24 protein-coding genes are annotated in these 25,396 nt (G+C 60.9%); 17 read left to right on the top strand and 7 right to left on the bottom strand.

The window, feature by feature from the left end; translation table 11 throughout:
- Positions 1–66 precede the first annotated feature (66 nt).
- From K0P33_RS28150 to K0P33_RS28130, 5 genes are all read left to right on the top strand, one after another.
- Positions 67–1,803, top strand: coding sequence for a type I secretion system permease/ATPase (locus K0P33_RS28150; RefSeq protein WP_242152809.1), 1,737 nt, complete (start codon positions 67–69; stop codon positions 1,801–1,803).
- Positions 1,800–3,125, top strand: a complete 1,326-nt coding sequence (locus K0P33_RS28145; protein ID WP_242152806.1) for an HlyD family type I secretion periplasmic adaptor subunit — start codon at positions 1,800–1,802, stop codon at positions 3,123–3,125. The genes K0P33_RS28150 and K0P33_RS28145 overlap by 4 nt, the downstream gene beginning before the upstream one ends.
- Positions 3,122–4,438: a TolC family outer membrane protein gene (locus K0P33_RS28140; RefSeq protein WP_242152803.1), complete on the top strand. Its 1,317-nt coding sequence runs from the start codon at positions 3,122–3,124 to the stop codon at positions 4,436–4,438. The genes K0P33_RS28145 and K0P33_RS28140 overlap by 4 nt, the downstream gene beginning before the upstream one ends.
- A 136-nt stretch (positions 4,439–4,574) precedes the next feature.
- Positions 4,575–5,003 carry a DUF4160 domain-containing protein gene (locus tag K0P33_RS28135; protein ID WP_242152800.1) on the top strand — a complete coding sequence of 143 codons (429 nt, stop codon included), beginning with the start codon at positions 4,575–4,577 and terminating at the stop codon, positions 5,001–5,003.
- Positions 5,000–5,467 carry a DUF2442 domain-containing protein gene (locus K0P33_RS28130; RefSeq protein ID WP_094951677.1) on the top strand — a complete coding sequence of 156 codons (468 nt, stop codon included), beginning with the start codon at positions 5,000–5,002 and terminating at the stop codon, positions 5,465–5,467. The genes K0P33_RS28135 and K0P33_RS28130 overlap by 4 nt, the downstream gene beginning before the upstream one ends.
- Here K0P33_RS28130 and trmA read toward each other — a convergent pair.
- The gene (gene trmA / locus K0P33_RS28125) at positions 5,450–6,532 is read right to left on the bottom strand and encodes a tRNA (uridine(54)-C5)-methyltransferase TrmA (protein ID WP_242152797.1); all 1,083 of its coding nucleotides are present in this window, start codon (positions 6,530–6,532) and stop codon (positions 5,450–5,452) included. The genes K0P33_RS28130 and trmA overlap by 18 nt on opposite strands.
- Positions 6,529–7,824, bottom strand: coding sequence for an NCS2 family permease (locus tag K0P33_RS28120; RefSeq protein ID WP_242152794.1), 1,296 nt, complete (start codon positions 7,822–7,824; stop codon positions 6,529–6,531). The genes trmA and K0P33_RS28120 overlap by 4 nt, the downstream gene beginning before the upstream one ends.
- Positions 7,825–8,034: 210 nt before the next feature.
- Between K0P33_RS28120 and K0P33_RS28115 the strand changes: the two genes are divergently transcribed.
- The 4 genes from K0P33_RS28115 (at position 8,035) to K0P33_RS28100 (ending at position 12,266) form a co-directional block, all read left to right on the top strand.
- Positions 8,035–8,478 carry a DUF4879 domain-containing protein gene (locus tag K0P33_RS28115; RefSeq protein ID WP_094951680.1) on the top strand — a complete coding sequence of 148 codons (444 nt, stop codon included), beginning with the start codon at positions 8,035–8,037 and terminating at the stop codon, positions 8,476–8,478.
- 97 nt (positions 8,479–8,575) lie between these two features.
- Positions 8,576–9,100, top strand: a complete 525-nt coding sequence (locus K0P33_RS28110) for a (2Fe-2S)-binding protein (protein WP_094951681.1) — start codon at positions 8,576–8,578, stop codon at positions 9,098–9,100.
- Positions 9,097–10,086, top strand: a complete 990-nt coding sequence (locus K0P33_RS28105; protein ID WP_242152790.1) for a xanthine dehydrogenase family protein subunit M — start codon at positions 9,097–9,099, stop codon at positions 10,084–10,086. The genes K0P33_RS28110 and K0P33_RS28105 overlap by 4 nt, the downstream gene beginning before the upstream one ends.
- Positions 10,083–12,266: a xanthine dehydrogenase family protein molybdopterin-binding subunit gene (locus tag K0P33_RS28100; protein WP_242152787.1), complete on the top strand. Its 2,184-nt coding sequence runs from the start codon at positions 10,083–10,085 to the stop codon at positions 12,264–12,266. The genes K0P33_RS28105 and K0P33_RS28100 overlap by 4 nt, the downstream gene beginning before the upstream one ends.
- Positions 12,267–12,420: 154 nt before the next feature.
- On the opposite strand, the gene K0P33_RS28095 is transcribed toward K0P33_RS28100, so the two are convergent.
- A complete protein-coding gene (locus tag K0P33_RS28095; protein ID WP_094951684.1) occupies positions 12,421–13,659 on the bottom strand; it encodes an MFS transporter in 1,239 nt (412 codons plus the stop codon).
- 333 nt (positions 13,660–13,992) lie between these two features.
- On the opposite strand from K0P33_RS28095, the gene K0P33_RS28090 reads away from it, so the two are divergent.
- Genes K0P33_RS28090 through K0P33_RS28080 form a run of 3 tightly spaced genes read left to right on the top strand, consistent with a single transcriptional unit; the run spans position 13,993 to position 16,621 of the window.
- Positions 13,993–15,432 (top strand): cytochrome ubiquinol oxidase subunit I, encoded by a 1,440-nt coding sequence (locus tag K0P33_RS28090; protein ID WP_094951685.1) that lies wholly within the window; start codon positions 13,993–13,995, stop codon positions 15,430–15,432.
- A gap of 1 nt (position 15,433) precedes the next feature.
- Entirely contained in the window at positions 15,434–16,441 is a 1,008-nt protein-coding gene (gene cydB / locus K0P33_RS28085; RefSeq protein ID WP_053258117.1) for a cytochrome d ubiquinol oxidase subunit II, read from the top strand.
- Positions 16,442–16,453: 12 nt separating this feature from the next.
- The gene (locus tag K0P33_RS28080) at positions 16,454–16,621 is read left to right on the top strand and encodes a DUF2474 domain-containing protein (protein ID WP_010206690.1); all 168 of its coding nucleotides are present in this window, start codon (positions 16,454–16,456) and stop codon (positions 16,619–16,621) included.
- A 66-nt stretch (positions 16,622–16,687) separates the two neighbouring features.
- Here the strand turns inward: K0P33_RS28080 and K0P33_RS28075 are convergent, their stop codons facing one another.
- Both K0P33_RS28075 and K0P33_RS28070 read right to left on the bottom strand, forming a co-directional pair.
- Positions 16,688–17,812, bottom strand: a complete 1,125-nt coding sequence (locus K0P33_RS28075; RefSeq protein ID WP_094951686.1) for a methyltransferase — start codon at positions 17,810–17,812, stop codon at positions 16,688–16,690.
- 168 nt (positions 17,813–17,980) lie between these two features.
- Positions 17,981–18,691 (bottom strand): LuxR family transcriptional regulator, encoded by a 711-nt coding sequence (locus K0P33_RS28070; RefSeq protein WP_242152784.1) that lies wholly within the window; start codon positions 18,689–18,691, stop codon positions 17,981–17,983.
- A gap of 455 nt (positions 18,692–19,146) precedes the next feature.
- Between K0P33_RS28070 and K0P33_RS28065 the strand changes: the two genes are divergently transcribed.
- The gene (locus K0P33_RS28065) at positions 19,147–19,923 is read left to right on the top strand and encodes a ferredoxin--NADP reductase (RefSeq protein ID WP_094951688.1); all 777 of its coding nucleotides are present in this window, start codon (positions 19,147–19,149) and stop codon (positions 19,921–19,923) included.
- 55 nt (positions 19,924–19,978) lie between these two features.
- Here the strand turns inward: K0P33_RS28065 and mscL are convergent, their stop codons facing one another.
- Positions 19,979–20,395 (bottom strand): large-conductance mechanosensitive channel protein MscL, encoded by a 417-nt coding sequence (mscL, locus tag K0P33_RS28060; protein ID WP_094951689.1) that lies wholly within the window; start codon positions 20,393–20,395, stop codon positions 19,979–19,981.
- Positions 20,396–20,694: 299 nt separating this feature from the next.
- On the opposite strand from mscL, the gene katB reads away from it, so the two are divergent.
- The 4 genes from katB to K0P33_RS28040 are packed head-to-tail and all read left to right on the top strand — an operon-like array spanning position 20,695 to position 24,985.
- Positions 20,695–22,224: a catalase KatB gene (gene katB, locus K0P33_RS28055; RefSeq protein WP_242156130.1), complete on the top strand. Its 1,530-nt coding sequence runs from the start codon at positions 20,695–20,697 to the stop codon at positions 22,222–22,224.
- A 56-nt stretch (positions 22,225–22,280) separates the two neighbouring features.
- A complete protein-coding gene (locus K0P33_RS28050; RefSeq protein WP_094952949.1) occupies positions 22,281–22,820 on the top strand; it encodes an ankyrin repeat domain-containing protein in 540 nt (179 codons plus the stop codon).
- 35 nt (positions 22,821–22,855) lie between these two features.
- Complete coding sequence (gene radA, locus K0P33_RS28045; RefSeq protein WP_094952948.1) at positions 22,856–24,223, top strand: DNA repair protein RadA; 1,368 nt, start codon at positions 22,856–22,858, stop codon at positions 24,221–24,223.
- Positions 24,224–24,250: 27 nt separating this feature from the next.
- Positions 24,251–24,985 carry a hypothetical protein gene (locus K0P33_RS28040; protein WP_242152781.1) on the top strand — a complete coding sequence of 245 codons (735 nt, stop codon included), beginning with the start codon at positions 24,251–24,253 and terminating at the stop codon, positions 24,983–24,985.
- A gap of 4 nt (positions 24,986–24,989) precedes the next feature.
- Here the strand turns inward: K0P33_RS28040 and K0P33_RS28035 are convergent, their stop codons facing one another.
- A complete protein-coding gene (locus K0P33_RS28035) occupies positions 24,990–25,358 on the bottom strand; it encodes a PilZ domain-containing protein (RefSeq protein ID WP_094952947.1) in 369 nt (122 codons plus the stop codon).
- Positions 25,359–25,396: the final 38 nt, after the last annotated feature.

The following is a 25,396-nucleotide window of genomic DNA, read 5'->3' as shown; positions in this document are numbered from 1 at the left end:
TTCTGCGCAGCGCCGTATCGCCTGTCAACGCGCCGGCGCTGCCCGCTTACCCCACGAGAATCCCAGATGCGCCACGCCGGCAACGAAACCCTGGCCGCCCTTACGGCCTATAAAAGTGGCTTCTTCAATATCGGCCTGTTCTCGGCGGTGATCAACCTGCTGATGCTCGCCCCGGCGCTGTACATGCTGCAGGTGTACGACCGGGTGCTGGCCTCGGGCAATCAGATGACCCTGCTGATGTTGACGCTGATGATCCTCGGCCTGTTCGGCCTGATGGGCGCATTGGAGTGGGTGCGCAGCCAAGTGGTGATCCGCCTCGGCACGCAAATGGACATGCGCCTGAACCAGCGGGTGTACGACGCCGCGTTCGAAGCGCAACTCAAGGGCGGCACCCAGGCGGCAGGCCAGGCCTTGAACGACCTGACCACGCTGCGCCAATTCGCCACCGGCCAGGCGCTGTTCGCGTTTTTTGATGCGCCGTGGTTTCCGGTGTACTTGCTGGTGATCTTCCTGTTCCACCCCTGGCTCGGCTTTTTGGCCCTGGGCGGCGCGGTGATTTTAATCGCGCTGGCGTGGGTCAACCATTATGTCAGCCAGGCCCCTATGGCTCAGGCCAGCCTGCTGTCTATCAGCGCCAGCCAGCAGGCCACGGCCAACCTGCGCAATGCTGAAGCCATCGAGGCCATGGGGATGCTCGCCACCTTGCGCGGGCGTTGGTTCAGCCAGCATCAAGAGTTTCTCGCCCAGCAGAACCTGGCCAGCGAAAAGACCGCCGCTGTCACCGCCTGGTCCAAGGGCGTACGCCTGGCGTTGCAGTCGCTGGTGCTTGGTTTGGGCGCCTTGCTGGCCGTGCAGGGCGATATCACGCCGGGGATGATGATTGCCGGCTCGATCCTGATGGGCCGGGTGCTCAGCCCCATCGACCAGTTGATCGGCGTGTGGAAACACTGGAGCTCGGCGCGCATGGCCTATGGGCGGTTGTCGCAGATGCTGGCGGATAATCCGGCGCGACCGGCGCGTATGAGCTTGCCGGTGCCCAAGGGCCAATTGACCGTCGAGCACGTCAGCGCCTGCGCGCCGGGCAGCCGTCGGCCGGCGTTGGCCAACCTCGGTTTCAACCTGCCGGCCGGTGACGTACTCGGCGTGATCGGCCCATCGGGTTGCGGCAAATCCACCCTGGCCCGCGTGCTGGTCGGCGCTTGGGCGCCGCTGGCCGGCAAGGTTCGCCTGGACGGCGCCGACCTGACTCAATGGGACAAGCAGCAACTCGGCCCGCACATCGGCTACTTGCCCCAGGACATCCAATTGTTCGCCGGCAGCATCGCGCAAAACATCGCACGGTTTGCCGAGGTGGAGGCCGACAAGGTCCTCGCCGCCGCACAACTGGCGGGCGTGCATGAGCTGATCCTGCAACTGCCCCAGGGCTACGACACGCAACTGGGGGAGGGCGGTGCCGGTTTGTCCGGTGGCCAGAAACAACGTGTGGCCCTGGCGCGTGCGCTGTACGGCCTGCCCGCGCTGATCGTGCTGGATGAACCCAACGCCAACCTCGATGAGGCGGGCGAGCAAGCCCTGCTCCAGGCTATCGCTCAACTCAAGCAGCAGCGTCGCAGCGTGATTTTGATTACCCACAAAGCCAACGTGCTGACCCTGACTGACCAACTGCTGATCCTCAAGGACGGCCAATTGCAGGCCTTCGGCCCGACCGCGCGGGTGTTGGAGGCGCGGCAGAAACCCACGACGACCAAACCGGTGTCGACCATGAGCATGAGCTACCGCCTCGGTGAAGGAAAACAGGCATGAGTCAGAGCAAGCCGGTGTGGGTCAGTGACCCGCCGAATAATGTGTTAGCGCTGGATGATAAAAAATACTCGCGCCTGGGCTGGCTGCTGGTACTCGGCGGCTTTGCCGGGTTTCTTGGCTGGGCGGCGCTGGCGCCGTTGGACAAGGGCGTGGCGGTGTCCGGCAAAGTGATGGTCTCGGGCCATCGCAAAACCGTGCAGCACCCCACGGGTGGCATCGTCGAACGCATCGAGGTGCGCGACGGTGAGGTGGTCAAGGCAGGCCAAGTGTTATTGCGCTTGAAGGAAACGCCGCTGCGCGGGCAGATGCAATCGCTGCGCAGCCAGTACCTGGCGTCACTGGCCAGCGAAGCGCGCTTGAGTGCCGAAAGCGAAGGGCTGCCGGCCATCGCTTTTGATCCCGAACTGCTCAATGAGCCGGATGCCGCCAGCGTCCTGAGTTTGCAGCGGCAGTTGTTCACCAGCCGCGCCCAGGCGCTGGCCACCGAGCAGCAAGGCCTGCGCGAAACCATCGCCGGGGCCGAGGCGCAGTTGCGCGGCACGCGGGATTCGCAAGCGAGCAAAGTCCAGCAACGCGCGGCGCTGAATGAACAGCTGCAAGGCCTGCGCGAGTTGGCGCGCGACGGTTATATCCCACGCAATCGCCTGCTCGACAGCGAGCGGCTGTACGCGCAGATCGACGGCACCATCGCCGAGGACTTCGGCCGCATCGGGCAGTTGCAGCGCCAGGTTCTCGAACTGCGTCTGCGCATCCGCCAGCTCGGCGAAGACTTCCAGAAAGACCTGCGCAGCCAGTTGGCTGATACCCGCACCCGCAGCGACGACCTGCGCAATCGCCTGGCTTCGGCGCAGTTCGAGCTGGCCAACAGCCTAGTACGCGCGCCCGCTTCCGGCGTGGTAGTGGGCTTGGATGTATACACCGAAGGCGGCGTGATCAAACCCGGCCAGGCGCTGATGGACATCGTGCCCCAGGGCGAACCGCTGCTGGTGGAAGCGCGCGTGCCAGTGCAGATGATCGACAAAGTGCACCCGGGCTTGCCGGTGGAGTTGTTGTTCTCGGCGTTCAACCAAGCCACCACGCCACGGGTAGCCGGTGAGGTGACGTTGGTGTCGGCAGACCGCCAAGTCGATGAGCGCACCGATGAGCCCTATTACACGCTGCGCGCCCAAGTCAGCGCTGCCGGCATGCAGCAACTGGACGGCGTGCAGGTTCGCCCGGGCATGCCGGTGGAAACCTTCGTCAAAACCGGTGAGCGTTCGATGCTCAACTACCTGTTCAAACCGCTGATGGATCGCACTCACATGGCCTTGGTGGAAGAATGAAGGCGCTGTTGTTTGCGTTGTGTGTGAGCTGTGCGCCGGCGGCGAACGCCTTGGGTTTGTTGGACGCTTATGACTTTGCCCTACGCAACGATCCGGTATTTCAGGCAGCCATTCAGGAGCGTGAAGCCGGTGAAGAGAACCGCGTAATCGGCCGGGCGGCGTTGTTGCCGAATTTGTCGTGGAGCTACAACAACGCGCGCAACGAATCCGAAGTGACGGCAGGTGATGTCACCCGCGACCGCGACTACCGCAGCTACGCCTCCACCCTGACGCTGCAACAACCGCTGCTGGATTACGAAGCCTACGCGCGCTTTCGCCAGGGCACCGCCCAGGCGCTGATGGCCGATGAGCGCTTTCGAGGTAAGAGCCAGGAATTGGCCGTGCGTGTGCTCAGTGCGTACAGCCAGGCGTTGCTGGCCCAAGAGCAAATCGAGTTGAGCCGTGCGCAGAAACGCGCGTTTGCCGAACGCCTGCAACTCAATGACCGCCTGCTCAAAGGCGGTGAAGGTACGCGCACCGATGTGCTGGAAACCCAGGCGCGGTTGAGCCTGGCCCAGGCTGAAGAGATCGAATCCCTGGATGCCCAGGACAGCGCTTTGCGTGAGCTGGAAGCCATCGTCGGCCTACCGTTGCAGATCGAAGAGCTGGCGCCGCTCACCCGCCAATTCGAGATCCCGCCGCTGGAGCCGAACCGTTTCGACACGTGGCGCGAATTGGCCATGGCCAACAATCCGGAACTCAAATCCCAGCATCACGCGCTGGACGTGGCCGCTTATGAAGTGGAGCGCAAGCGCGCCGGGCATTTGCCCAAAGTCAGCCTGTACGCCAGCAGCCGCCAGACCCGCTCCGACTCGGAAAGCAGTTACAACCAGAAATACGACACCAATAGCGTCGGTATCCAGGTCAGCCTGCCGCTGTTTGCGGGTGGCTCGGTGTCGGCTTCCACGCGCCAGGCGGCTAATCAGCTGTCCCAGGCTCAGTACGCGCTGGATGCGCAAACCAGCACCACGCTGGTGGAGCTGCGAAAACAATTCAACCTCAACACCAGCGGCGCGGCGAAAGTGCGCGCCTATGAGATGGCCGTCAGTTCCGCCGCCGCCTTGGTCACCGCGACGAAAAAAAGCGTCGGCGGCGGCGAGCGGGTCAACCTCGACGTGCTCGACGCTGAACAACAACTCTTCACCGCCCGCCGTGATTTGGCGAATGCGCGGCATGCGTATTTGCTGGCCAGGATTCAGTTGAAGTATTACGCGGGGTTGCTGAGCGAGCAGGACTTGCAGGCGTTGGCCGGTTATTTCCAGCCGTCGGCATGAGTGGTTACAACCCGGCATTCGCCGGGTTGTTCGTCGTTACTAATCTGTGAAACAGCTTCGGGATTTCGAAGCCGGTTGTCGGGCTGCACGGGGAAAAGTGTAACTTGACGGAAAATAACCTAACGGATGGGTTACGATGAAAGTAGGTGCTTACAAAGGATATGTAATCTCGGTGTTTCTCAGGGATGAGCATTGCCCGCCTCACGTGCATGTCAGGGGCAAGGAATGGGATGCACGGTTTCGTTTCAGTTTTCTGAATGGGGACGTGGAGTTGTGGGATATAGAGCCTGAACGGAGGCAGCCACCCACGGCGGTCCTGAGGGAAATACGCGAGGTAATAATGCAGCGGCACTACTTGGCGCGGGCACGCAGGATTTGGTGGGAGAAACTGCAAACGGTTTGTCTGGAGAATCATTCCTGGGATTGGGACGCTGGTGAGTTGGTTCAAGGGTTGGTCATTCGACGTGGTGTCTATGTCATCGCAAGCGCCCGGCACGACGTCGTAGAGCAACGGACAATTTTGAATCTGGTAAGAGCGCCAGATTGCGTGGGGATTAATGTATGAAAATCGTAAAAGCCAAAACTGTGCCCTATAAACCGCTCACTGAGGCGGATGTCGACAAGGCAATAGCCCGTGGGCGCAAATTGAAGCGTCTGTACGCCAACGCCAGCAATGTGCGTTACGAAGACAACTGCATTTCCATCGGCTTCAGCGACGGCAGCCGCATCGTGTTGCCGGTGGCTGGCCTGCCGGAGTTCGACGGGTTTTCCTTGGAGGATTTCCAGCAGTTGGAAGTCGGTTTTGGCGGCAAGGCACTTTGCTGTGAGGCCCGGGATCTGGATGTTTCGATCACGGGCCTGATCGCCACGAGCCAACCGTTGATGGATTTGGCGGCGAGCCTGGTAGCATCGCGCAACGGCCGCAAAAGCAGCGCCGCCAAGTCGGCGGCCGCCCGAGCTAACGGCAAGAAGGGCGGTCGACCACGCAAGAAGGAAGAAGAGGGCGTTGAATTACCGCCGGGTCAATAACACCCCGGATTCCATATGGTGCGTCCACGGGAACTGGTCAAACATCGCACACTGGGTAATCTGGTGCGTGTCATGCAGTTGCGCAATGTTCGCCGCCAACGTCTCCGGGTTGCAGGAGATGTACAGGATGTTATCGAAACGCCGGGTCAGCTCGCAGGTGTCCGGGTCCATGCCAGCACGCGGTGGGTCGACGAAGACGCTACCGAACGCGTAGCTTTTCAGGTCGATGCCGTGCAGGCGGCGGAACGGGCGCACTTCGTTGAGCGCCTCGGTGAGTTCTTCGGCAGACAGGCGCACCAGGGTGACGTTATCCACAGCGTTCTCATCAAGGTTGCTCAGGGCCGCATTCACTGAGGTCTTGCTGATCTCGGTGGCCAGCACGTTGCGCACACGGGTCGCCAGCGGCAGGGTGAAGTTGCCGTTGCCGCAGTACAGCTCCAGCAAATCATCCGGGCGATCGCCCAAGGCTTCATATGCCCAGTTGAGCATCTTCTGGTTTACCGTGCCGTTGGGCTGGGTAAATGCGCCTTCGGGTTGGCGATAGCTGAACGTACGACCGCCCACCTCGAGTTTTTCTACCACGTAGTCGCGGCCGATCACATCGCGCTTGCCCTTGGAGCGGCCGATGATGCTGACATTCAAGTCGGCAGCGAGCTTGTTGGCGGCCGTGTGCCAATGCTCGTCCAGCGGGCGGTGGTAGCACAGGGTGATCATCGCGTCGCCAGCCAAGGTGGTGAGGAACTCCACCTGGAACAGCTTGTGGCTCAGGGCGGCGCTGGCTTGCCAGGCGGCCTTGAGTGGCGGCATCAACTGGTTGATGCGTGCACTGGCGATGGGGAATTCTTCGATCAGGATCGGCGTGCGCTTGTCGTCCTGGGAAAACATCGCGTAGTGGCGCTCGCCGCCTTCGCGCCACAGGCGGAACTCCGCCCGCAGGCGGAAGTTCTGCAGCGGCGAATCGAAGACCTGTGGCTCGTCGGGTGCGTCGAACGGTGCCAGCAGGTCACGCAAGCGCGTGACCTTGTCTTGCAGTTGAGCGGTGTAGCTTGCGGCGTCAAAAGTCATGCGTTGAACCAGCCCAGCTTGATCACAAACAGAATCGACAGGATCACCAGTGCCGGGTTCAGCTCACGGTAGCGGCCCGAAAGCAGCTTGATGGCGGTCCAGGCGATGAAACCGAAGGCGATGCCGTTGGCGATGGAATAAGTGAAGGGCATCGCCAGGGCGGTGATCACCACCGGCGCTGCAACAGTAATGTCGTCCCAGTCGATTTCGGCCAAGCCGGAGGTCATCAGCACGGCGACGAACAGCAAGGCTGGCGCGGTGGCGAAGGCCGGAACGCTGGCCGCCAGTGGCGAGAAGAACAGCGCCAGCAGGAACAGGATAGCGACCACGATGGCGGTTAAACCGGTACGGCCACCGGCGCTCACACCCGCAGCGGACTCGATGTAGCTGGTGGTGGTCGAGGTGCCCAGCAGGGAGCCGGCCATGGCCGCGGTGCTGTCGGCGATCAGGGCACGGCCCATTTTTGGCATGTGGCCGTCTTTGCCCATCAGGCCGGCGCGCTTGGCGACGCCGATCAGGGTGCCGGAGTTGTCGAACAGGTCAACGAACAGGAACGCGAAGATCACGCTGATCAGGCCGATATCCAGGGCGCCTTTGATGTCCAGCTGCAGGAAGGTCGGGGCCAGGGACGGTGGCACCGAGATCACGCCGCCGAACGGGGTGACATTCAACAGGATCGAGACAATGGTCACGGCCAGAATGCCGATCAGCACTGCGCCGCGAACGGCCAGTGCTTCCAGCGCAACAATGAGCATAAAGCCCAGCGTGGCCAGGATAGGCGCCGGCTTCTTCAGGTCGCCCAGGCCAACCAGCGTGTTCGGGTTGCCGACCACGATCCCGGCGTTGTGCAGGGCGATCAGCGCCAGGAACAGGCCGATACCGGCGGCAATCGCCGAGCGCAGGGGCAAGGGGATGCTGTTGATGATCCACTCACGGATGCGGAAGATCGACAGCAGGAAGAACAACACCGCCGAAATGAACACCGCGCCCAGCGCCACTTGCCAGGTGTGGCCCATGTGCAGCACCACGGTGTAGGTAAAGAAGGCGTTGAGGCCCATGCCCGGTGCCAGCGCGATCGGGTAGTTGGCGATCAGGCCCATCACGGTCGAACCGATGGCGGCCGCCAGGCACGTCGCGACAAACACCGCGCCCTTGTCCATCCCGGTCTCGCCGAGGATGCTCGGGTTCACGAACAGAATGTAGGCCATGGCCAGAAAGGTCGTGATCCCCGCGAGAATCTCGGTGCGCACATTGGTGTTGTGTGCCTTGAGTTGAAACAGCTTTTCCAGCATGCCGGCTCCCTGTGACGCTATTTTGCGTCGTTATTTGTTGACCTCTAAGTCAAAGCACAAACTGCGCCAAGCGCCTGTGGTTTCAGAGAGGATCGGAAAAAGCGGCGCATCATACCAGCAGCCGACGGCCAGTGGCGCATAGGCTTGGTTTTGATGGTGCATGGCCTTGAGGCATACTGCGCCGACGTTTAATTCAGGGTCGTTAACAGCATGAAAAAAGCCAACGCCAGCAGTCTAGCTCTGTTCGCCGTTATCGGCCTGGGGCTGGTGGCACCGGCTTGGGGCGCGACTGCACCGCCCTTGAGCGAGGTGCGCGTATTCAAGGTTGAATCGGCCGGTTGCACTGAGACCATCCCTGAGCGGGCGAGCAGTACCCAGATGTGCACGCACCGTGGGCCAACCCAGGTTTCAGTGATGGAGGTCGGCCTGGGCAAAAGCCCGATGGGCCGTTTCGATGGCGCGCAGTTGAACGGGCAGCGCACGCCGGTGTGCCAGGTCGGCACCATCAGCGAAGTGTGCAATGGCGCCGGCACCGTGATGGGCTACATCTATGTGTTCGACGTGAATGTCCAAGCGCCTGGCTGGTTCGAATACAGCAATGCCTCGATCAACGGCCCGCAAAACACCCTGAAGACGCTGCTCAATATCCGCTGATCAATTGCCTTGAACGCTCAATACCCCGGGAAGTCGTACCCCTTGAGACGGCGACTTTCCTGAACGCCGCGGATGGATACCAACCCGTGAGGTGTTTATGAGCGCAACCCCCAATGGCGCGGCGGCCAAGTCGTTCGCCAGTCACCCGATACGCTTGACCCTGAACGGGCAAGACCGCCACCTCGATGTGTTGCCCTGGACCACCCTGCTCGACCTTTTGCGCGAGCAGCTTGATCTGGTCGGCAGCAAAAAAGGCTGCGACCACGGCCAATGCGGCGCCTGCACCGTGTTGCGCGATGGTAAACGCGTGAATGCCTGCCTGACGCTGGCGGTGATGTGCGACGGCGCCGAGCTGACCACCATCGAAGGCCTGGCCGACGGCGACGTGTTGCACCCGATGCAGCAGGCCTTCATCAAGCATGACGCCTTCCAGTGCGGCTACTGCACCCCCGGCCAGATCTGCTCCGCCGTCGGCCTGGCTAATGAGGGCCGTGCCCACGACACCGCACAGATCCAGGAATTGATGAGCGGCAACCTGTGCCGCTGCGGCGCCTACACCAACATCCGCGATGCCATCGAAGACGCCTTGCCCGCCTGCCGCGTGCGCGGAGGTGAGCAATGAATCCCTTCCAGTACAGCAAGCCGGCCGATGTGCACGAGGCCGTGCACCTGAGCAGCGCGGCGTCACGCTTTATCGCCGGTGGCACCAACCTGCTGGACCTGATGAAAGAAAACATCAGCCGCCCCGAACACTTGATCGATATCACTGGCCTGCCGCTGCAAGGCGTTGAACAAACCGCCAGTGGCGGCGTGATGATCGGCGCCTTAGTGAGCAATGCCGACCTGGCCTGGCACCCGCTGATCGAGGCGCGTTACCCATTGCTGTCCCAAGCAATCCTGGCCGGCGCCTCACCGCAACTGCGCAATATGGCCAGTACCGGCGGCAACTTGTTACAGCGCACCCGTTGCTACTACTTCTACGACGCCAGCGTGCCCTGCAACAAGCGCGAACCCGGCAGCGGCTGCCCGGCGCGCACCGGCTTGAACCGCATTCACGCGATCCTCGGCGCCAGCGAACACTGCGTGGCCACGCACCCTTCGGACATGTGCGTAGCCTTGGCGGCGCTGGAGGCGCGGGTGCATGTAGAGGGCCGTGGCGGCGCGCGGGTCATCGAGTTTGCCGACTTCCACCGACTGCCCGGCGACACACCGCAGCGCGACAACCTGCTGGCTGATGATGAATTGATCACCGCCATCGAACTGCCCGCCGACCAGTTGGCCAGTCATAGCCATTACCTGAAAATCCGCGACCGTGCGTCCTACGCCTTCGCCTTGGTCTCCGTCGCGGCCGCCCTCGAACTGGACGGCGACCAGATCATCGACGCCCGCCTGGCCCTTGGCGGCGTGGCGCACAAACCCTGGCGTGACCGTGCAGTGGAAGCCTCGCTGATTGGCCAGACGGTGAGCCGCGAAACCTTCAGCAACGCTGCCGACGCCTTGCTGCATGACGCCGAACCGCTGGAACACAACGGCTTCAAGATCAAACTCGCGCGGCGCGCGATTATCCGCGCCCTGAGCGATGCCGCGACTGCAGGAGAACGCCCATGACCGTTATCGGCAAACCCCTGGACCGCGTCGACGGTCTGCTCAAGGTGACCGGCCAAGCGCGCTATGCCGGTGAATTCCCAGATAAAGACTTGCTGCATGGCAGCGTGGTCTCCAGCACCATCGCCAAAGGCCGTGTCGTAAAAATCGATGCCTCCAAAGCCCTGGCCCTGCCGGGCGTGGTGAGGGTGCTCGACCACCTCAACCGGCCCCAACTTGCCAGCTACGACGATGCCTTTGCCGACGCCGATGCGGCCGACGGTTCCCCGTTCCGCCCGCTTTATAACGACCGCGTCCTTTATAGCGGCCAACCCTTGGCCTTGGTGATCGCCGACAACCTGGAACTGGCGCGGTATGCCGGTTCTCTGGTCGAGATCGAGTACGCAAGCGAAGCCTTTGAAACCGACCTGGTGGCCATGCAGGAACAGGCGTACCCATCGCCGCAAACGCCCCCCAAGCCACGCGGTAACTTCCAGGCCGAGTGGGCCACTGCGGCCGTCAGCCTCGACGTGCACTACAGCACGCCCATTGAGCACCACAACCCGATGGAACCCCACGCCAGCACCGTGCTGTATCAGCCGGACGGCACCCTGCACATCCACGACAAGACCCAAGGCCCGCAGAACTGCCAGGCCTATGTGCAAAAAGTCTTCGGGCTGGATAAAAGCCAGGTGCGGATTTTTGCCGCGTTCGTTGGTGGCGCCTTCGGCTCGGGCCTGCGCCCGCAGTACCAATTGCCCCTGGCAGTGATGGCCGCGCTGGCGCTCAAGCGTTCGGTGCGCGTAACCCTGACGCGCCAACAGATGTTCACCTTCGGCTACCGCCCGCGCACTTTGCAGCGCTTGCAGATGGGCGCCGCTGCCAATGGCCGCCTGCTGGCATTGGGGCACACCGCGATTGGCCAGACCTCACGCTTCGAAGAATTCAGCGAACACGTGGTGGAATGGAGCGGCATGCTTTACCACTGCGACAACGTGCAGTTGACCTACAACCTGGTGCCGCTGGACGTGTTCACCCCGCTGGATATGCGCGCGCCAGGCGCCGCGTTGGGCGTGATCGGCCTGGAATGCGCCATGGACGAACTGGCCTGTGCGCTGGGCATGGACCCGGTGCAACTGCGCCTGATCAACTACGCCGAGCGTAACCAGAACGAAGACAAGCCCTGGTCGAGCAAAGCCCTGCGCGAGTGTTACAGCGAAGGCGCCGAACGCTTCGGCTGGAGCCAGCGCAACCCGGAGCCGCGCAGCATGCGTGACGGCAACCAGTTGATCGGCTGGGGCATGGCCGGTGGCGTGTGGGAAGCCTTGCAGATGAAGGCCAGCGCCAAGGCGCGGATCGACGCCGAGGGCAAATTGACGGTGAGCAGCGCCACCACCGATATCGGCACCGGCACTTACACGGTGATGACCCAGATTGCCGCCCAAGCCAGTGGCGTGCCAATGGCCGATATCAGCTTTTTGCTGGGGGACTCGTCATTGCCCACGGCGCCGTTGCAGGGTGGCTCGTTTACCGTGTCGTCGGTCGGCACCGCCGTGCAGCAGGCCTGTGAAGCGCTGAATGCCAAACTGCTGAAAGTCGCCCGCCAGACTTACCCGGTATTCAAGGATGCTGAAGCGGTGCGCTTTGAAGACGGCCAACTGCATACCGGTGACGTGCGTGTATCGCTGGCGCAACTGGTTAAAGACAGCGGCGACGATGCCTTGCAAGTGCAGGTCGACAGCGAGCCGGGCAAGCAACGCGAGGGTTACGCCTCGGCGACGCACTCGGCGGTGTTTGTGGAAGTTCGGGTCGACGAAGACCTGGGCATCATCAAGGTCAGCCGAGTCGTCAGCGCGATTGCGGCCGGGCGCGTGGTCAACCCGAAGATGGCCCGCAGCCAGATTCTCGGCGGCGTGGTCTGGGGGATTGGCATGGCGCTGCATGAAGAAACCCAGATCGACCATCAACTGGGGCGCTACATGAACCACAGCCTGGCTGAGTACCACATCCCGGTAAATGCCGACATCGGCGACATTGAGGTGATTTTTGTCGAAGAACATGACGCGATCGTCAACGCCTTGGGTTCCAAGGGCGTAGGCGAGATCGGCATAGTCGGCGTGGCGGCGGCGGTGGCGAACGCGATTTATCACGCCACCGGCAAGCGGGTACGGGACTTTCCCATCACCCTGGATAAGGTGCTGTAGCGCACACCTTCAAACCACTGAAGAACCCATGTGGGAGCCGGGCTTGCCTGCGATAGCGGTGGGGCAGCCATCAATCCGGTGCTGACCCACCGCTATCGCAGGCAAGCCAGCGCCCACATTTACTGTATTCCAACATCAGACCAGGTGGCGGGGCTTATTGCTTTGCCTCTTCCACCGGCACATGCATACGGTCGCGATTGGCCAGGGTCGGGAACAGTTTTATCCACACCCCAGTCACCAGCAGCGTGCCGATCCCACCCATGACCACGGCGGGCACGGTGCCGAACCAGTGGGCAGTGATGCCCGATTCGAACTCGCCCAGTTGATTGGATGCGCCGATAAATAGGCCGTTTACCGCGCTGACGCGGCCACGCATTTCATCCGGGGTTTCCAGCTGCACGAACGACGCGCGGATGACCATGCTGATCATGTCCGCTGCACCCAGCACTACCAGCACCGCCAGCGAGAACCAGAACGATGTCGACAGGCCGAAGGCGATGGTCGCTACGCCGAACACCCCCACGGCGGTGAACATCACGCGGCCGACCTTGCGGTCCACCGAGAACCGCGCCAGCCACAACGACATCAGCAAAGCGCCCACCGCCGGCGCCGAGCGCAGCAGGCCCAGGCCCCAGGCGCCGGTCAGCAGGATGTCCTTGGCGAACACCGGCAGCAACGCGGTGGCGCCGCCCAGCAGCACGGCGAACAGGTCCAGGGAGATCGCGCCGAGAATGTCCGGGCGGCTGCGGATAAAGCGAATCCCGGCCAACAGCGAATCCATAGTTGCCTTGGCTTTGTTCAGCGGGGTCTGGCGGGCGGGCAGATTAAGGGTCAGCACGCAGGCGATCAGGTACAGCGCCACTGTTGGGCCATACACCCACACGCTGCCAAATGCATACAGCAAGCCGCCGAGTGCCGGCGCGACGATGGTCGCCAGTTGCTGCGCCGATTGTGACGAGGCCACGGCCCGTGGGAACAGCGCGCTGGGCACGATGCTCGGCAGCATCGCCTGGGTGGTGGGCATTTCAAACGAGCGCGCGGCGCCAAGCAAGAAGGCGAGGATAAAGATCATCTCGCGGGTCACGTTGCCGGTCAGGCCGCCGATGGCCAGGGACAGGGCAATCAACGCCTGTACGGTCTGGCAGAGGGCGGCGACTTTGCGCCGCTCATAGCGGTCGGCCACATGCCCGGTGTGCAGCATGAACAGCACGCGCGGTATGAATTCCACCAGGCCGACCAAGCCCAGGTCCAGCACATTGCCGGTCAGTTGGTAGAGGTTCCAGCCGATCGCCACGGTGAGCATCTGGAAGCCGCTGGCCGTAAAGATCCGCGCCAGCCAGAACGCGATGAAAGGGCGGTGGTGACGCAACAGCAACGCAGGTTCACTAGGCATCGGCAATGGAGATCAGGAGCGGAGGGAATGGCGAGATTAGCATTAAGTTGTAACAAACAGTTGCCAGCTTTTGAATAAGGGCGCGCAGCTGAGACAAGCTGTCACGCGGCAAAACACCACACAGTTCGATCCTGAAAATAGGACTACTCTTTCAGCAATGCTTGATCCAGATCAAAACCAGCCCCGGGATTGTTCTGGCGGCCGAAAGGCCAGATTCCCTGCGTGGTTGGTTAAAAAAAGAAACGAATTGAAATTCGCCACACTCCATATCCGTGGGGGCAGTGGGTGCAGGCTCCCAGCCAGCAGCCGGTATTACCTGACAGAGGAAGACTTATGTTCGGTTTGGAGGCGCTAGATCTCGCCCGAATTCAATTCGCGTTCACCATTTCGTTCCACATCCTGTTCCCGGCGATCACCATCGGCCTGGCCAGTTACCTTGCGGTGCTGGAAGGCTTGTGGCTCAAGACCCATAACGACACCTACCGTGACCTCTACCATTTCTGGTCGAAGATCTTTGCCGTCAACTTCGGCATGGGTGTGGTCTCAGGCTTGGTCATGGCCTACCAGTTCGGCACTAACTGGAGCCGCTTCTCGGACTTCGCTGGCGCCGTTACCGGGCCGTTGCTGACGTACGAAGTGCTCACGGCCTTCTTCCTCGAGGCGGGTTTCCTCGGGGTGATGCTGTTCGGCTGGAACAAGGTGGGGCGCAAGCTGCACTTCTTTTCCACGGTGATGGTGGCCGTCGGCACGTTGATCTCAACCTTTTGGATTCTTGCCTCCAACAGCTGGATGCAGACGCCGCAAGGCTTTGAAATCATCGACGGTCGCGTGATTCCTACCGACTGGCTGGCGGTGATCTTCAACCCGTCGTTCCCCTACCGCCTGATGCACATGGCCACGGCGGCCTTTGTCGCCACCGCGTTCTTCGTCGGTTCTTCGGCGGCCTGGCATTTACTGCGTGGCAAGGACACCCCGGCGATCCGCACCATGCTGTCGATGGCGATGTGGATGGCCCTGATCGTGGCGCCTATCCAGGCGGTGATCGGCGACTTCCATGGCCTCAACACCCTCAAGCACCAACCGGCGAAAATCGCCGCGATTGAAGGCCACTGGGAAAATATCGGCAACGAGCCGACGCCGCTGATCCTGTTCGGCTGGCCCGACATGAAAGCCGAGAAAACCAAATACGCGGTTGAGATCCCGTACCTGGGCAGCCTGATCCTGACGCACTCCCTGGACAAACAGGTGCCGGCGCTCAAGGATTTCCCGCCTGAAGACCGCCCCAACTCGACCATTGTGTTCTGGTCGTTCCGGGTCATGGTGGGCCTGGGCTTCCTGATGATCTTCACCGGTTTGTTCAGCCTGTGGCTGCGCCGTGGCGGCAAGATGTACACGTCCAGGCCGTTCCTGTACCTGGCGTTGTGGATGGGCCCGTCCGGCCTGATCGCGATTCTCGCCGGTTGGTTTACCACCGAAATCGGCCGCCAACCGTGGGTGGTCTACGGGCTGATGCGCACGGCGGACGCTTCGTCCGGGCATAGCCTGGCGCAGATGACGATCACCCTGGTGCTGTTCGTGGTGGTGTACTTCGCGCTGTTTGGTGCAGGGTTGGGCTACATGATGCGCCTGGTGCGCAAAGGGCCGCAGACCCACGAAGGCAGCGAGCCGACCCACGGTGGGCCTGGCCAGAAACGCACACCGGCGCGTCCGTTGTCCGCCGCCGATGATGGCAGCGATGACGAGCACACCCACATCCAGCACAAGGGGAATTGAGATGGGTATTGATCTTCCGCTGATCTGGGCTGTGATCATCATCTTCGGCATCATGATGTACGTGGTCATGGACGGCTTCGACCTGGGTATCGGCATTCTCTTTCCGTTTATTCCGGGCAAAGTCGACCGTGACGTGATGATGAACACCGTCGCCCCGGTCTGGGACGGTAACGAAACCTGGCTGGTACTGGGTGGCGCGGCGTTGTTCGGCGCGTTCCCACTGGCCTATTCGGTGGTGTTGTCGGCGCTGTACCTGCCGTTGATCCTGATGCTGATCGGGCTGATCTTCCGGGGCGTGGCCTTCGAGTTTCGCTTCAAGGCCAAGGACGATAAACGTCACCTGTGGGACAAGGCGTTTATCGGCGGCTCTATCGCGGCGACGTTCTTTCAGGGCGTGGCGCTGGGGGCGTTTATCGACGGCATTCCGGTGGTGAACCGTCAGTTTGCCGGTGGTTCGCTCGACTGGGCCACGCCGTTCACGATGTTCTGCGGCGTTGCGCTGGTCGTCGCGTATGCCTTGCTCGGTTGCACCTGGCTGATCATGAAGACCGAAGGCAAGTTGCAGGAGCAGATGCATAACCTGGCGCGGCCGTTGGCCTTCGTGGTGTTGGCGGTGATCGGTATCGTCAGCCTGTGGACGCCGCTGGCGCACCCGGAAATCGCTTCGCGCTGGTTCACCCTGCCAAACCTGTTCTGGTTCCTGCCGGTGCCGATCCTGGTGCTGGTGACCATGTACGGTTTGATCCGTGCGGTGGCGCGTAATGCGCACTACACGCCGTTCCTGCTGACGTTGGTACTGATCTTCCTCGGCTACAGCGGCCTGGGCATCAGCCTGTGGCCGAACATCATCCCGCCGTCGGTTTCCATCTGGGACGCCGCTGCGCCGCCGCAAAGCCAGGGCTTCATGCTGGTGGGTACCTTGTTCATCATCCCGTTCATCCTGGGCTACACCTTCTGGAGCTACTACGTGTTCCGCGGCAAGGTCACCCACGAAGACGGTTATCACTAGGAGGGTTGTTTCATGTCCGGCAAACCGTCGTTGCACGAGATCGAACAGGCCGAGAAACAGCCGTTGTGGCGGCGCCTTGGGTGGCTGGCGATGATCTGGACCGGCAGCGTGCTGGCCCTGTTTGTCGTGGCCAGCCTGATGCGCATGTTCATGAATGCGGCCGGCTTGACCACTCACTGACATCCCAATCCGGGCCTTGCGGCCCGGCTTTTCAGCCCTGCCTTTTGCAAGAATGGCAGGGTTTTTTTATTTGCGCGCTTTGAGAATCACGAACTTCGGCGTGGCCGCGACCTGTTCGACGCCACGGAATAAACGCGCCAATTTGCTGTGATAGCCCAAATGGCGGTTGCCGACGATATACAGCGCACCGCCCACCACCAAAGCTTCGCGAGCTTGTTGGAACATGCGCCAGGCGAGGAAGTCGCCGACCACTTGCTGCTGGTGAAACGGCGGGTTGCACAGCACCACGTCCAAGGAGTCGGGGGCCTGGCCGGCCAAGCCATCGTCGGCGCGCACGAGCACATCGCGTGCACCGAGGGCCGCCTGCCAGTTCTCGGCCGCTGACTGCACGGCCATGTAAGACTCATCCACCAGCGTGTACTGCGCATCGGGGTTTTGCAGCGCACTGGCGATCGCCAATACGCCATTGCCGCAGCCCAGGTCCGCCACGCGTGCGTTGCCGAGGTTTTTGGGCAGGTGTGGGAGGAAAGCGCGGGTGCCGATGTCCAGGCCTTCGCGGCAGAACACGTTGGCGTGATTGAGCAATTCGATGGCCGCAGTGTCCAGGGTGTAACGGGTCGGGTAGGGCGACACGGCGGTTGGGCGGTCTGCAACCGTCGCAATCAGCAGCCGGGCTTTTTTCACCGCCAACGAGGCGTGCATCGGGCCGATATAGCGCTCCAGCAATTCGCCTGCCGCCCGTGGCAGGTGCTTGACCATCGCCCCAGCGATCACTTCGGCTCCCGGCGCCAAGTGCCCCTGCAGGCGGATCAGCTGTTCTTCCAGTAAGGCGAGGGTTTTCGGCACGCGGATCAGCACGCGATCGAATGGACCTGTCGGCACCTGGCTGGCAGGGATAAACGCCACCGCATCAAACGCCTTGCCGTTGCGCACCAGGTTTTTCTCAAGGCCCTGGGCTGCGAGAAACGAGTCGCCACTGGACGTTACCTGCACTTGGCCTGCGAGGCTGGCCGCCAGGGCGCCAAAGCTGTCATTGAGCACCAGCACACGGGTTGCCGCGTTTGGCTGCTGCTCGGCCAAGTAGCTGAGCAAGTACTCGTCGGCGGCGTCGAAGGCCTGCAGCGGGTCATTGTGTTGCTCAGGCTGGCGGATCAAATCGAGTTGGGCGAAGGGGCTGTCAAGCAGGGGCATGGCGGGGCAGGCTCTGGGTCATCGATGGGCGTTGGGCGGGTGCGGGCATCCGGCGCAACCATCTGAGTGAACAGCGAGGCACTCCCGATGGGGCTGCATCAACACTCAGAATTGGGCGTAAATGTTACTTTTTTTTAGGCGGGATTACATGCGGTGATTCAACGCGGGCTAAAACAAGCCTGCTTTAGAGGCACAGAGCACAGCGGCGATCTTATTATTGACCCCCAGTTTCTTGAGGCAACTGCTGATATGAAAGCCCACGGTACGCTCTGACAGGCAGAGGATCGTGGCGATGTCCGAAGCCGTCTTACCCATGGCCGACCATCTGAGAATTTCTGTTTCCCGTGGGGTCAGCGTGCAAGGCGGCGTGAGGCTCGGCGTGTCGGCATATTTCTGTGCCACCACGGCGTGCATGGCGTGACACAGCCACAGCACCTGGCCGGCTTTTTCGTAAAGCTCATCAGGGGTGACTTCGCCGCTACTTCGGCCCAACGTCAGCATGCTGAACACGCCCTGGAAGTCGTGTACGGATTGGGTCCAGCCCAGATGCACCCCAAATGACTGGGCCAGCTCCCATAAGCTGGGCGTGGTGCTGAAGGCTTTTTCATCCCACACAATCGGCATTACGCTGCGTTTGCAGTGGGCGACTACTGGGTCTACATCGAAGAACTGCGCTTGGCTATAAAGAGTGTTCCATTCATTTGGATAGTTATTCAAATGAATAGGTTTAGTTGGATTGTTGGCTTGTTGTGAGCTCATCGTGAAAGAGCAGTATTCAAATCCGAGTTGGTAGGTGTGATTGATGAGCATCTCATAAACAGTGGTGATTTTGTTCTCACCCTCCAGTTTGGGGAGTCTTGTATTGCGCCAGTTAACCATCGGGAACTCTCCATGAGTGTGATGCGGATTGGGGACGTCCTGACTCCCAATGTGATTCGGAAAGAATTGTAGGATAAATCCTACGTGCAAAGTGTGAAATAAATTTGCCAGTCGTTCGTATTTCATTTGCCTAAAGTTGTGCAGGTAATCGTATGTTGTATAAGTGATGTCAGCGGTTGGAAAATCTTATTGATTTGAATGTTTTGATGGTGATGTTAATTTGATGGCGCCTGTCTGCACTGCACCCTCTAATAGCTGCCTGAAAGGTGCGAAATAGCTAAATGATTAGTTGGAAAGTGTTATGCCAAGCTTCGATGTAAAGGCCTCGAAACACTGACCCTTTCGCGTTCGATACGGTCTGTCAGCACCCGGGCAGCGGCATACCAGTACAAACCAGCGGTGTTTCCCTGAACGACTTTGAGGGACACTAGGGCACCTGTTCAACGGAGCCCCCCATGACGGCCAGTGCTGAGAAATTTACCCGCCAGACCTTGCTCGACGTGCAATCGCTGACCCCCAGCCTGTTTACCCTGCGTACCACGCGAGACCCAGGCTTTCGGTTTACTGCAGGCCAGTTCGTGCGCCTGGGCGTGGCAAAGGCGGACGGCAGTACCGTATGGCGGGCCTACTCCATTGTGTCCTCACCGTTTGACGAACACTTGGACTTCTTCTCTATCGTCGTTCCGGGGGGCGAATTCACCAGTGAGTTGAGCCGCCTGCAGGTGGGCGATACGTTGCTGGTTGAGCGCCAAGCCACTGGCTTCCTGACCCTGAACCGCTTTGTGGACGGGCGTGATTTGTGGTTGTTGGGCACCGGAACCGGGGTGGCACCGTTCCTGTCGATCCTGCAGGACTTCGAAGTGTGGGAGAAATTTGAGCGCATCGTGCTGGTGTACAGCGCCCGTGAGGCCAAAGAGCTTGCGTATCAGGCGCTCATCCGCGAGTTGGGCGAGCGTGAGTACCTGGCGGAGTACGCCCATAAGCTCACGTACATCCCCACCGTTACCCGTGAGCAGCACCCCGGCGCGCTGAATGGGCGAATCACTGCGCTGATCGAGAATGGCGAACTGGAGCGCGCTGCCGGCGTACCACTGACTGCAGAACACTCCCGTGTGCTGATTTGCGGCAACCCACAGATGGTCGATGACACACGCCAACTGCTCAAGCAACGCGACATGCAACTGAGCCTGAGCCGTCGCCCTGGCCAAGTGGCCGTGGAAAATTACTGGTAGCGGCTAATAAAAAAGGCGCCTGTCATAGGCGCCTTTTTTGCCAAGCCCTTGCTGGTTAAAGCGGCTTGTCGTTCTGCGCCTTGAGCAGATCGCGGATCTCGCCCAGCAGCAGTTCTTCCTTGGTCGGTGTCGGCGGCAAGCTTGGGGCCACAGCCTCTTCGCGCTTCAGGCGGTTGATAGCTTTTACGCCCATGAAGATGGCGAAGGCGACAATCACGAAATCAATCACGCTCTGGATGAACTTGCCATACGCCAAGACAACGGCCGGCACATCACCCTGCGCTGCCTTGAGTGTTATCGCCAGGTCCGCAAAGTCCACGCCGCCGATCAGCAGACCGATGGGTGGCATCACCACGTCGCCTACAAACGAGGAAACAATCTTGCCGAAGGCGGCGCCGATGATGATACCGACGGCCATATCGACCACATTGCCTTTGACCGCGAAGGCCTTGAACTCACTGATCACGCCCATAGGTTATTCCTTGTTACAGATTAGAAGGGTGGAGGTCAGTGTAAGTCAGTCGTAGAAGGCTTGCGCGACACAACCGTTAACACTGTCGATTTTTATCGACACATTAAATCGCAAATAGTTTGCACATTGCCACCAGTCGCGCGCGGATTACTCGCCATTTCAGTGGGTTACCACACTATTTTCTTAATCGACCTGGTGGTGTTTTTCTATTTATCTTCTGACTCGCGGGTCACTAGCCTCTGGCAAGCACGACTGAATGTGCACTAAAAAAACCAGAGGAACCCTCGATGAAGAATCCAATGAAGCGCGGCCCGATTATCGCGCGACATGCGCTGATACTGGCGAGCGCCAGCCTGCTTTCGCTGTCCGTACACGCTGCCAACCTGACCCGCGATAACGGCGCCGCCGTTGGCGACAACCAGAATTCGCAAACCGCCGGCGCCAATGGCCCGGTGCTGCTGCAAGACGTGCAGTTGATTCAGAAGTTGCAGCGCTTCGACCGTGAACGCATCCCCGAGCGTGTGGTACACGCCCGCGGCACCGGCGCCCACGGTACCTTCACCGTCACTGACAACCTCAGTGACCTGACCAAGGCCAAGGTCTTCGCCGCTGGCGAGGCGACCCCAGTGTTCGTGCGCTTCTCGGCCGTTGTCCACGGTAACCATTCCCCGGAAACCCTGCGTGACCCACGCGGCTTTGCCACCAAGTTCTATACCGCCGAAGGCAATTGGGACTTAGTGGGCAATAACTTCCCGACGTTCTTTATCCGCGATGCCATCAAGTTTCCGGACATGGTTCACGCGTTCAAGCCTGACCCGCGCACCAACCTGGACGACGACTCTCGTCGTTTCGACTTCTTCTCCCATGTTCCTGAGTCCACTCGTACGCTGACCGAGTTGTACTCCGACTCCGGCACGCCGGCCAGTTACCGGGAAATGGACGGCAACGGCGTGCACGCTTACAAGTTGATCAACGCCAAGGGCGAAGTGCACTACGTCAAGTTCCACTGGAAGAGCCTGCAAGGCATCAAGAACCTCGACCCCAAGCAAGTCACCGAAGTGCAAGGGCGTGACTACAGCCACATGACCAATGACTTGGTTACCCACATCAACAAGGGCGACTTCCCCAAGTGGGACCTGTACGTGCAAGTGCTCAAGCCTGAAGACTTGGCCAAGTTCGATTTCGACCCGTTGGACGCCACCAAAATCTGGCCGAACGTGCCGGAGCGTAAAGTCGGGCAGATGGTGCTGAACCGCAACCCGGCGAATGTCTTCCAGGAAACCGAACAAGTGGCCATGGCCCCGGCCAACTTAGTGCCGGGCATCGAGCCGTCGGAAGACCGCCTGCTGCAAGGCCGGGTGTTCTCCTACGCCGACACGCAGATGTATCGCCTGGGGGCGAATGCCCTGCAATTGCCGATCAACGCACCCCGTGTGACCGTCAACAACGGTAACCAGGATGGCGCGATGAACTTCGGCAAAACCAGCACCGGCGTGAACTACCAGCCAAGCCGCCTGTTGCCACGCGAAGAGCCACAAACTGCGCGTTACAGCCAGTCGGTACTGTCGGGCAGCACCCAGCAGGCGAAGATCCAGCGTGAGCAGAACTTCAAGCAGGCCGGTGACTTGTACCGCTCTTACAGCAAGAAAGAGCGCCAGGACCTGATCGACAACTTCGGCGGCTCGCTGGCCACCACCGATGACGAGAGCAAGCACATCATCCTGTCGTTCCTCTACAAGGCGGACCCGGAGTACGGCACCGGCGTGACCAAGGTCGCCAAGGGTGATTTGGCGCGCGTGAAAGCGCTGGCAGACAAACTGACTGACTGACGTTGGTTCCGGTCGGCGCCCTTGCACGGGCGTCGACCCCTGGCAGGAGACACCCCATGCGTATTTCGATTGGTTTACTGATGGCGATGCTGGCCTTTGTCGCCCGTGCCGAGTCGCCCGACCCCGTCGCGCTCAAGGCGCAGTTGCAGGATTACTATTTCGACGCCGCCCGCCGTGGCGATATCGACATGCTCAACACCTTCATCGAGTCCGGCTACAGCCTCAACACCCAGGACGAGAAGGGCTACACCGCGCTGATCCTCGCCGCCTACCACGGCCAGGGCTCCTTTGTAGAACGCTTGCTCAACGCGGGCGCCGACGCCTGTGTGCAGGACAAACGCGGCAACACCGCGCTGATGGGCGCGATCTTCAAGGGCGAACTGAAAATTGCCCAGCGCCTGCTCGCCACTGACTGCAACCCCGACCAGCGCAACGGCGCCGGGCAGACGGCGGCCATGTACGCCGGGCTGTTCAAACGTGTCGAACTGCTCGATGAACTCAAAGCCAAAGGCGCCGACCTCAATGCCGAAGACCCGATCGGCAACAGCGCTTCACGATTAGCCAGTGGTGAAATTCGGACCCCGGCACCGCGCTGAGCTATCATCGCGGTTTTTCGGTTGGAGGTTCTCAAATGGCAAAGGCCAAGCGCATGTACGGCTGCACCGAGTGCGGCGCGACCTTTCCCAAGTGGGCCGGGCAATGCACCGAGTGCGGCGCATGGAACACCCTGACTGAAACCATGATCGAAAGCGGCGGCGCTTCGGCCCCCACCGGCCGCGCCGGCTGGACCGGGCAACAGGCGCAGATCAAGACCCTGGCCGAAGTCAGCGTCGAAGAAATCCCGCGTTTCTCCACCGCGTCCGGTGAGCTGGACCGCGTGCTCGGCGGCGGCCTGGTGGACGGCTCGGTGGTGCTGATCGGCGGTGACCCGGGCATCGGTAAATCGACCATCCTGCTGCAAACCCTATGCAGCATTGCCAGCCGCATGCCGGCGCTGTACGTCACTGGCGAAGAATCCCAGCAGCAAGTGGCAATGCGCGCCCGCCGCCTGGGCTTGCCCCAGGACCAACTGCGGGTGATGACCGAAACCTGCATCGAAAGCATCATCGCCACGGCGCGCATCGAAAAGCCCAAGGTCATGGTGATCGACTCGATCCAGACGATTTTCACCGAGCAATTGCAATCGGCACCGGGCGGCGTGTCCCAGGTGCGCGAAAGTGCGGCGTTGCTGGTGCGGTATGCCAAGCAGAGCGGCACGGCGATCTTTCTGGTCGGCCACGTGACCAAAGAGGGCGCGCTGGCCGGGCCACGGGTGCTCGAGCACATGGTCGACACCGTGCTGTATTTCGAAGGCGAATCCGATGGCCGACTGCGCTTGCTGCGGGCGGTGAAGAACCGCTTCGGCGCGGTCAACGAACTGGGTGTGTTCGCCATGACCGACCGCGGGCTGAAAGAAGTCTCCAACCCGTCCGCGATCTTTCTGACGCGCGCCCAGGAAGAAGTCCCAGGCAGTGTGGTGATGGCAACGTGGGAAGGCACCCGGCCAATGCTGGTGGAAGTGCAGGCGTTGGTGGATGACAGTCACTTAGCCAACCCGCGCCGGGTCACCCTCGGCCTGGACCAGAACCGCCTGGCGATGCTGCTTGCCGTGCTGCACCGTCACGGTGGCATTCCTACCCACGACCAGGACGTGTTCCTCAACGTGGTCGGCGGGGTCAAGGTGCTGGAAACCGCGTCTGACCTGGCGCTGATGGCGGCGGTGATGTCCAGCTTGCGCAATAAACCGCTGCCCCACGACCTGTTGGTGTTCGGCGAAGTTGGCCTGTCAGGCGAAGTGCGCCCGGTGCCCAGTGGCCAGGAGCGCTTGAAGGAAGCCGCCAAGCACGGCTTCAAACGCGCGATTGTGCCCAAGGGCAATGCGCCGAAGGAAATGCCGGCGGGGTTGAAGGTGATTGGCGTGACGCGCCTGGAACAGGCGTTGGATGCACTTTTCGAATAATTTATGGATCAGTCAGGGATGAGTGCAATGCATAACGCCAATCGCTGGGCAGCCATTGCCCTGTTCATGGCCTTGGCGGGATTGCCGGGGATCGCCTTGGCCGAGTCGGCCAAGCTGCCGATCGGTTACCGATCGGCGCAGAAATTGGCGACGCAGTACGGCAGCGTGTTGCAGGTGCTGGAAGACCAACGCATCAGCGCCCAGTTGCACAAAGACAGCTGGGGCAGTGGCCTGGATGAGGACTCGTTTGACGAGCCCGGTGATCTGGTTGAAAACCCGCTGCTCAAAGCCCAGCTGCGCTTGCTGTCGGCGTCCGGCGAGGTACTGGCGAGCAAAGATCTCGGCTACCCCTTGGCCAAGGTCGAAAAGGCCCCAATCAAAGGGCTGCCGGAACCTGTGTATTTTTTGACCATCGATCAGACGGCGCCAATGGGCAGCTATAGCGGCCCCGCGACGCAACTGCTGCTGCCGACCAAGCAGCAACTCAACCCGGTGAATTACAAGGGCGCCGGCGGTAAGGTCGAGCCATTGACCCTGGCCCAAACCGGCAAAGCCGCGTGGCAGATTGCAACACCCGCCGAGGGTGGCGCAGATGAATTGTTGCAAGTCTCTTCATTTATGGACGGTGACGGCGATGATGATTTCGCCACGCGCTTTGAAACCTACCGTTTTGTCGACGGGCAATGGCAGGCCACGTCGAGCCAGAAGGCGGGCTACTGGGACGCGGAAAACGAATTCCCTGCGCGTACGGCGTTTCCCTGAATCGTCACACCTGCAGCAGCGCGCCGAGTTCCCGTTCAAGTTCTTCCTGATCGCCGAGGTTCAACTCGATCAACCGCCGCAAATGGCTGATCGACTCCAGGTCGATGTACTCGCACACAAAACCCAACTGCCCATGGTCGTCATGGGCCAGCGTCCCCTTCATCTTTATATGCGCCTGTGGGTCCAGGCGGATATCCACGTCGAACGACTCTGCGCGATTGCCCTGCCAGTCATCCGGCCGTTGCACCAACAAGCCTTTGAGCGATAAATCCACCAATTGCACCGGCCAATTCCAGCCGTTTTGCGCAATGGTCGTTCGTGCATCGAAGGCGATACGCCGAAAACGGCGTCGATCAGACGGCTGTTCGCTCATGCTCAAATCCTCTGTGGGTAGAAGGATTGTAGCCGCGT

This window comes from Pseudomonas sp. ArH3a (genome assembly GCF_022648765.1).
GTDB lineage: Bacteria > Pseudomonadota > Gammaproteobacteria > Pseudomonadales > Pseudomonadaceae > Aquipseudomonas.
The sequence above is the reverse complement of the archived record's forward strand: the minus strand, read 5'-3'. Positions and strand labels throughout refer to the sequence as shown.

Bases quoted from the DNA above. Each gene is read 5' to 3' on its own strand.
- K0P33_RS28090 (WP_094951685.1), top strand. From the start codon at position 13,993: ATGTTCGGTTTGGAGGCGCTAGATCTCGCCCGAATTCAATTCGCGTTC.
- K0P33_RS28080 (WP_010206690.1), top strand. From the start codon at position 16,454: ATGTCCGGCAAACCGTCGTTGCACGAGATCGAACAGGCCGAGAAACAG.
- K0P33_RS28100 (WP_242152787.1), top strand. From the start codon at position 10,083: ATGACCGTTATCGGCAAACCCCTGGACCGCGTCGACGGTCTGCTCAAG.
- mscL (WP_094951689.1), bottom strand. From the start codon at position 20,395: ATGGGCGTGATCAGTGAGTTCAAGGCCTTCGCGGTCAAAGGCAATGTG.
- trmA (WP_242152797.1), bottom strand. From the start codon at position 6,532: ATGACTTTTGACGCCGCAAGCTACACCGCTCAACTGCAAGACAAGGTC.
- K0P33_RS28065 (WP_094951688.1), top strand. From the start codon at position 19,147: ATGACGGCCAGTGCTGAGAAATTTACCCGCCAGACCTTGCTCGACGTG.
- radA (WP_094952948.1), top strand. From the start codon at position 22,856: ATGGCAAAGGCCAAGCGCATGTACGGCTGCACCGAGTGCGGCGCGACC.
- K0P33_RS28110 (WP_094951681.1), top strand. From the start codon at position 8,576: ATGAGCGCAACCCCCAATGGCGCGGCGGCCAAGTCGTTCGCCAGTCAC.
- K0P33_RS28050 (WP_094952949.1), top strand. From the start codon at position 22,281: ATGCGTATTTCGATTGGTTTACTGATGGCGATGCTGGCCTTTGTCGCC.
- K0P33_RS28075 (WP_094951686.1), bottom strand. From the start codon at position 17,812: ATGCCCCTGCTTGACAGCCCCTTCGCCCAACTCGATTTGATCCGCCAG.
- K0P33_RS28035 (WP_094952947.1), bottom strand. From the start codon at position 25,358: ATGAGCGAACAGCCGTCTGATCGACGCCGTTTTCGGCGTATCGCCTTC.
- K0P33_RS28070 (WP_242152784.1), bottom strand. From the start codon at position 18,691: ATGGTTAACTGGCGCAATACAAGACTCCCCAAACTGGAGGGTGAGAAC.
- cydB (WP_053258117.1), top strand. From the start codon at position 15,434: ATGGGTATTGATCTTCCGCTGATCTGGGCTGTGATCATCATCTTCGGC.
- K0P33_RS28145 (WP_242152806.1), top strand. From the start codon at position 1,800: ATGAGTCAGAGCAAGCCGGTGTGGGTCAGTGACCCGCCGAATAATGTG.
- K0P33_RS28140 (WP_242152803.1), top strand. From the start codon at position 3,122: ATGAAGGCGCTGTTGTTTGCGTTGTGTGTGAGCTGTGCGCCGGCGGCG.
- K0P33_RS28115 (WP_094951680.1), top strand. From the start codon at position 8,035: ATGAAAAAAGCCAACGCCAGCAGTCTAGCTCTGTTCGCCGTTATCGGC.
- K0P33_RS28120 (WP_242152794.1), bottom strand. From the start codon at position 7,824: ATGCTGGAAAAGCTGTTTCAACTCAAGGCACACAACACCAATGTGCGC.
- katB (WP_242156130.1), top strand. From the start codon at position 20,695: ATGAAGCGCGGCCCGATTATCGCGCGACATGCGCTGATACTGGCGAGC.
- K0P33_RS28130 (WP_094951677.1), top strand. From the start codon at position 5,000: ATGAAAATCGTAAAAGCCAAAACTGTGCCCTATAAACCGCTCACTGAG.
- K0P33_RS28105 (WP_242152790.1), top strand. From the start codon at position 9,097: ATGAATCCCTTCCAGTACAGCAAGCCGGCCGATGTGCACGAGGCCGTG.
- K0P33_RS28040 (WP_242152781.1), top strand. From the start codon at position 24,251: ATGCATAACGCCAATCGCTGGGCAGCCATTGCCCTGTTCATGGCCTTG.
- K0P33_RS28150 (WP_242152809.1), top strand. From the start codon at position 67: ATGCGCCACGCCGGCAACGAAACCCTGGCCGCCCTTACGGCCTATAAA.
- K0P33_RS28095 (WP_094951684.1), bottom strand. From the start codon at position 13,659: ATGCCTAGTGAACCTGCGTTGCTGTTGCGTCACCACCGCCCTTTCATC.
- K0P33_RS28135 (WP_242152800.1), top strand. From the start codon at position 4,575: ATGAAAGTAGGTGCTTACAAAGGATATGTAATCTCGGTGTTTCTCAGG.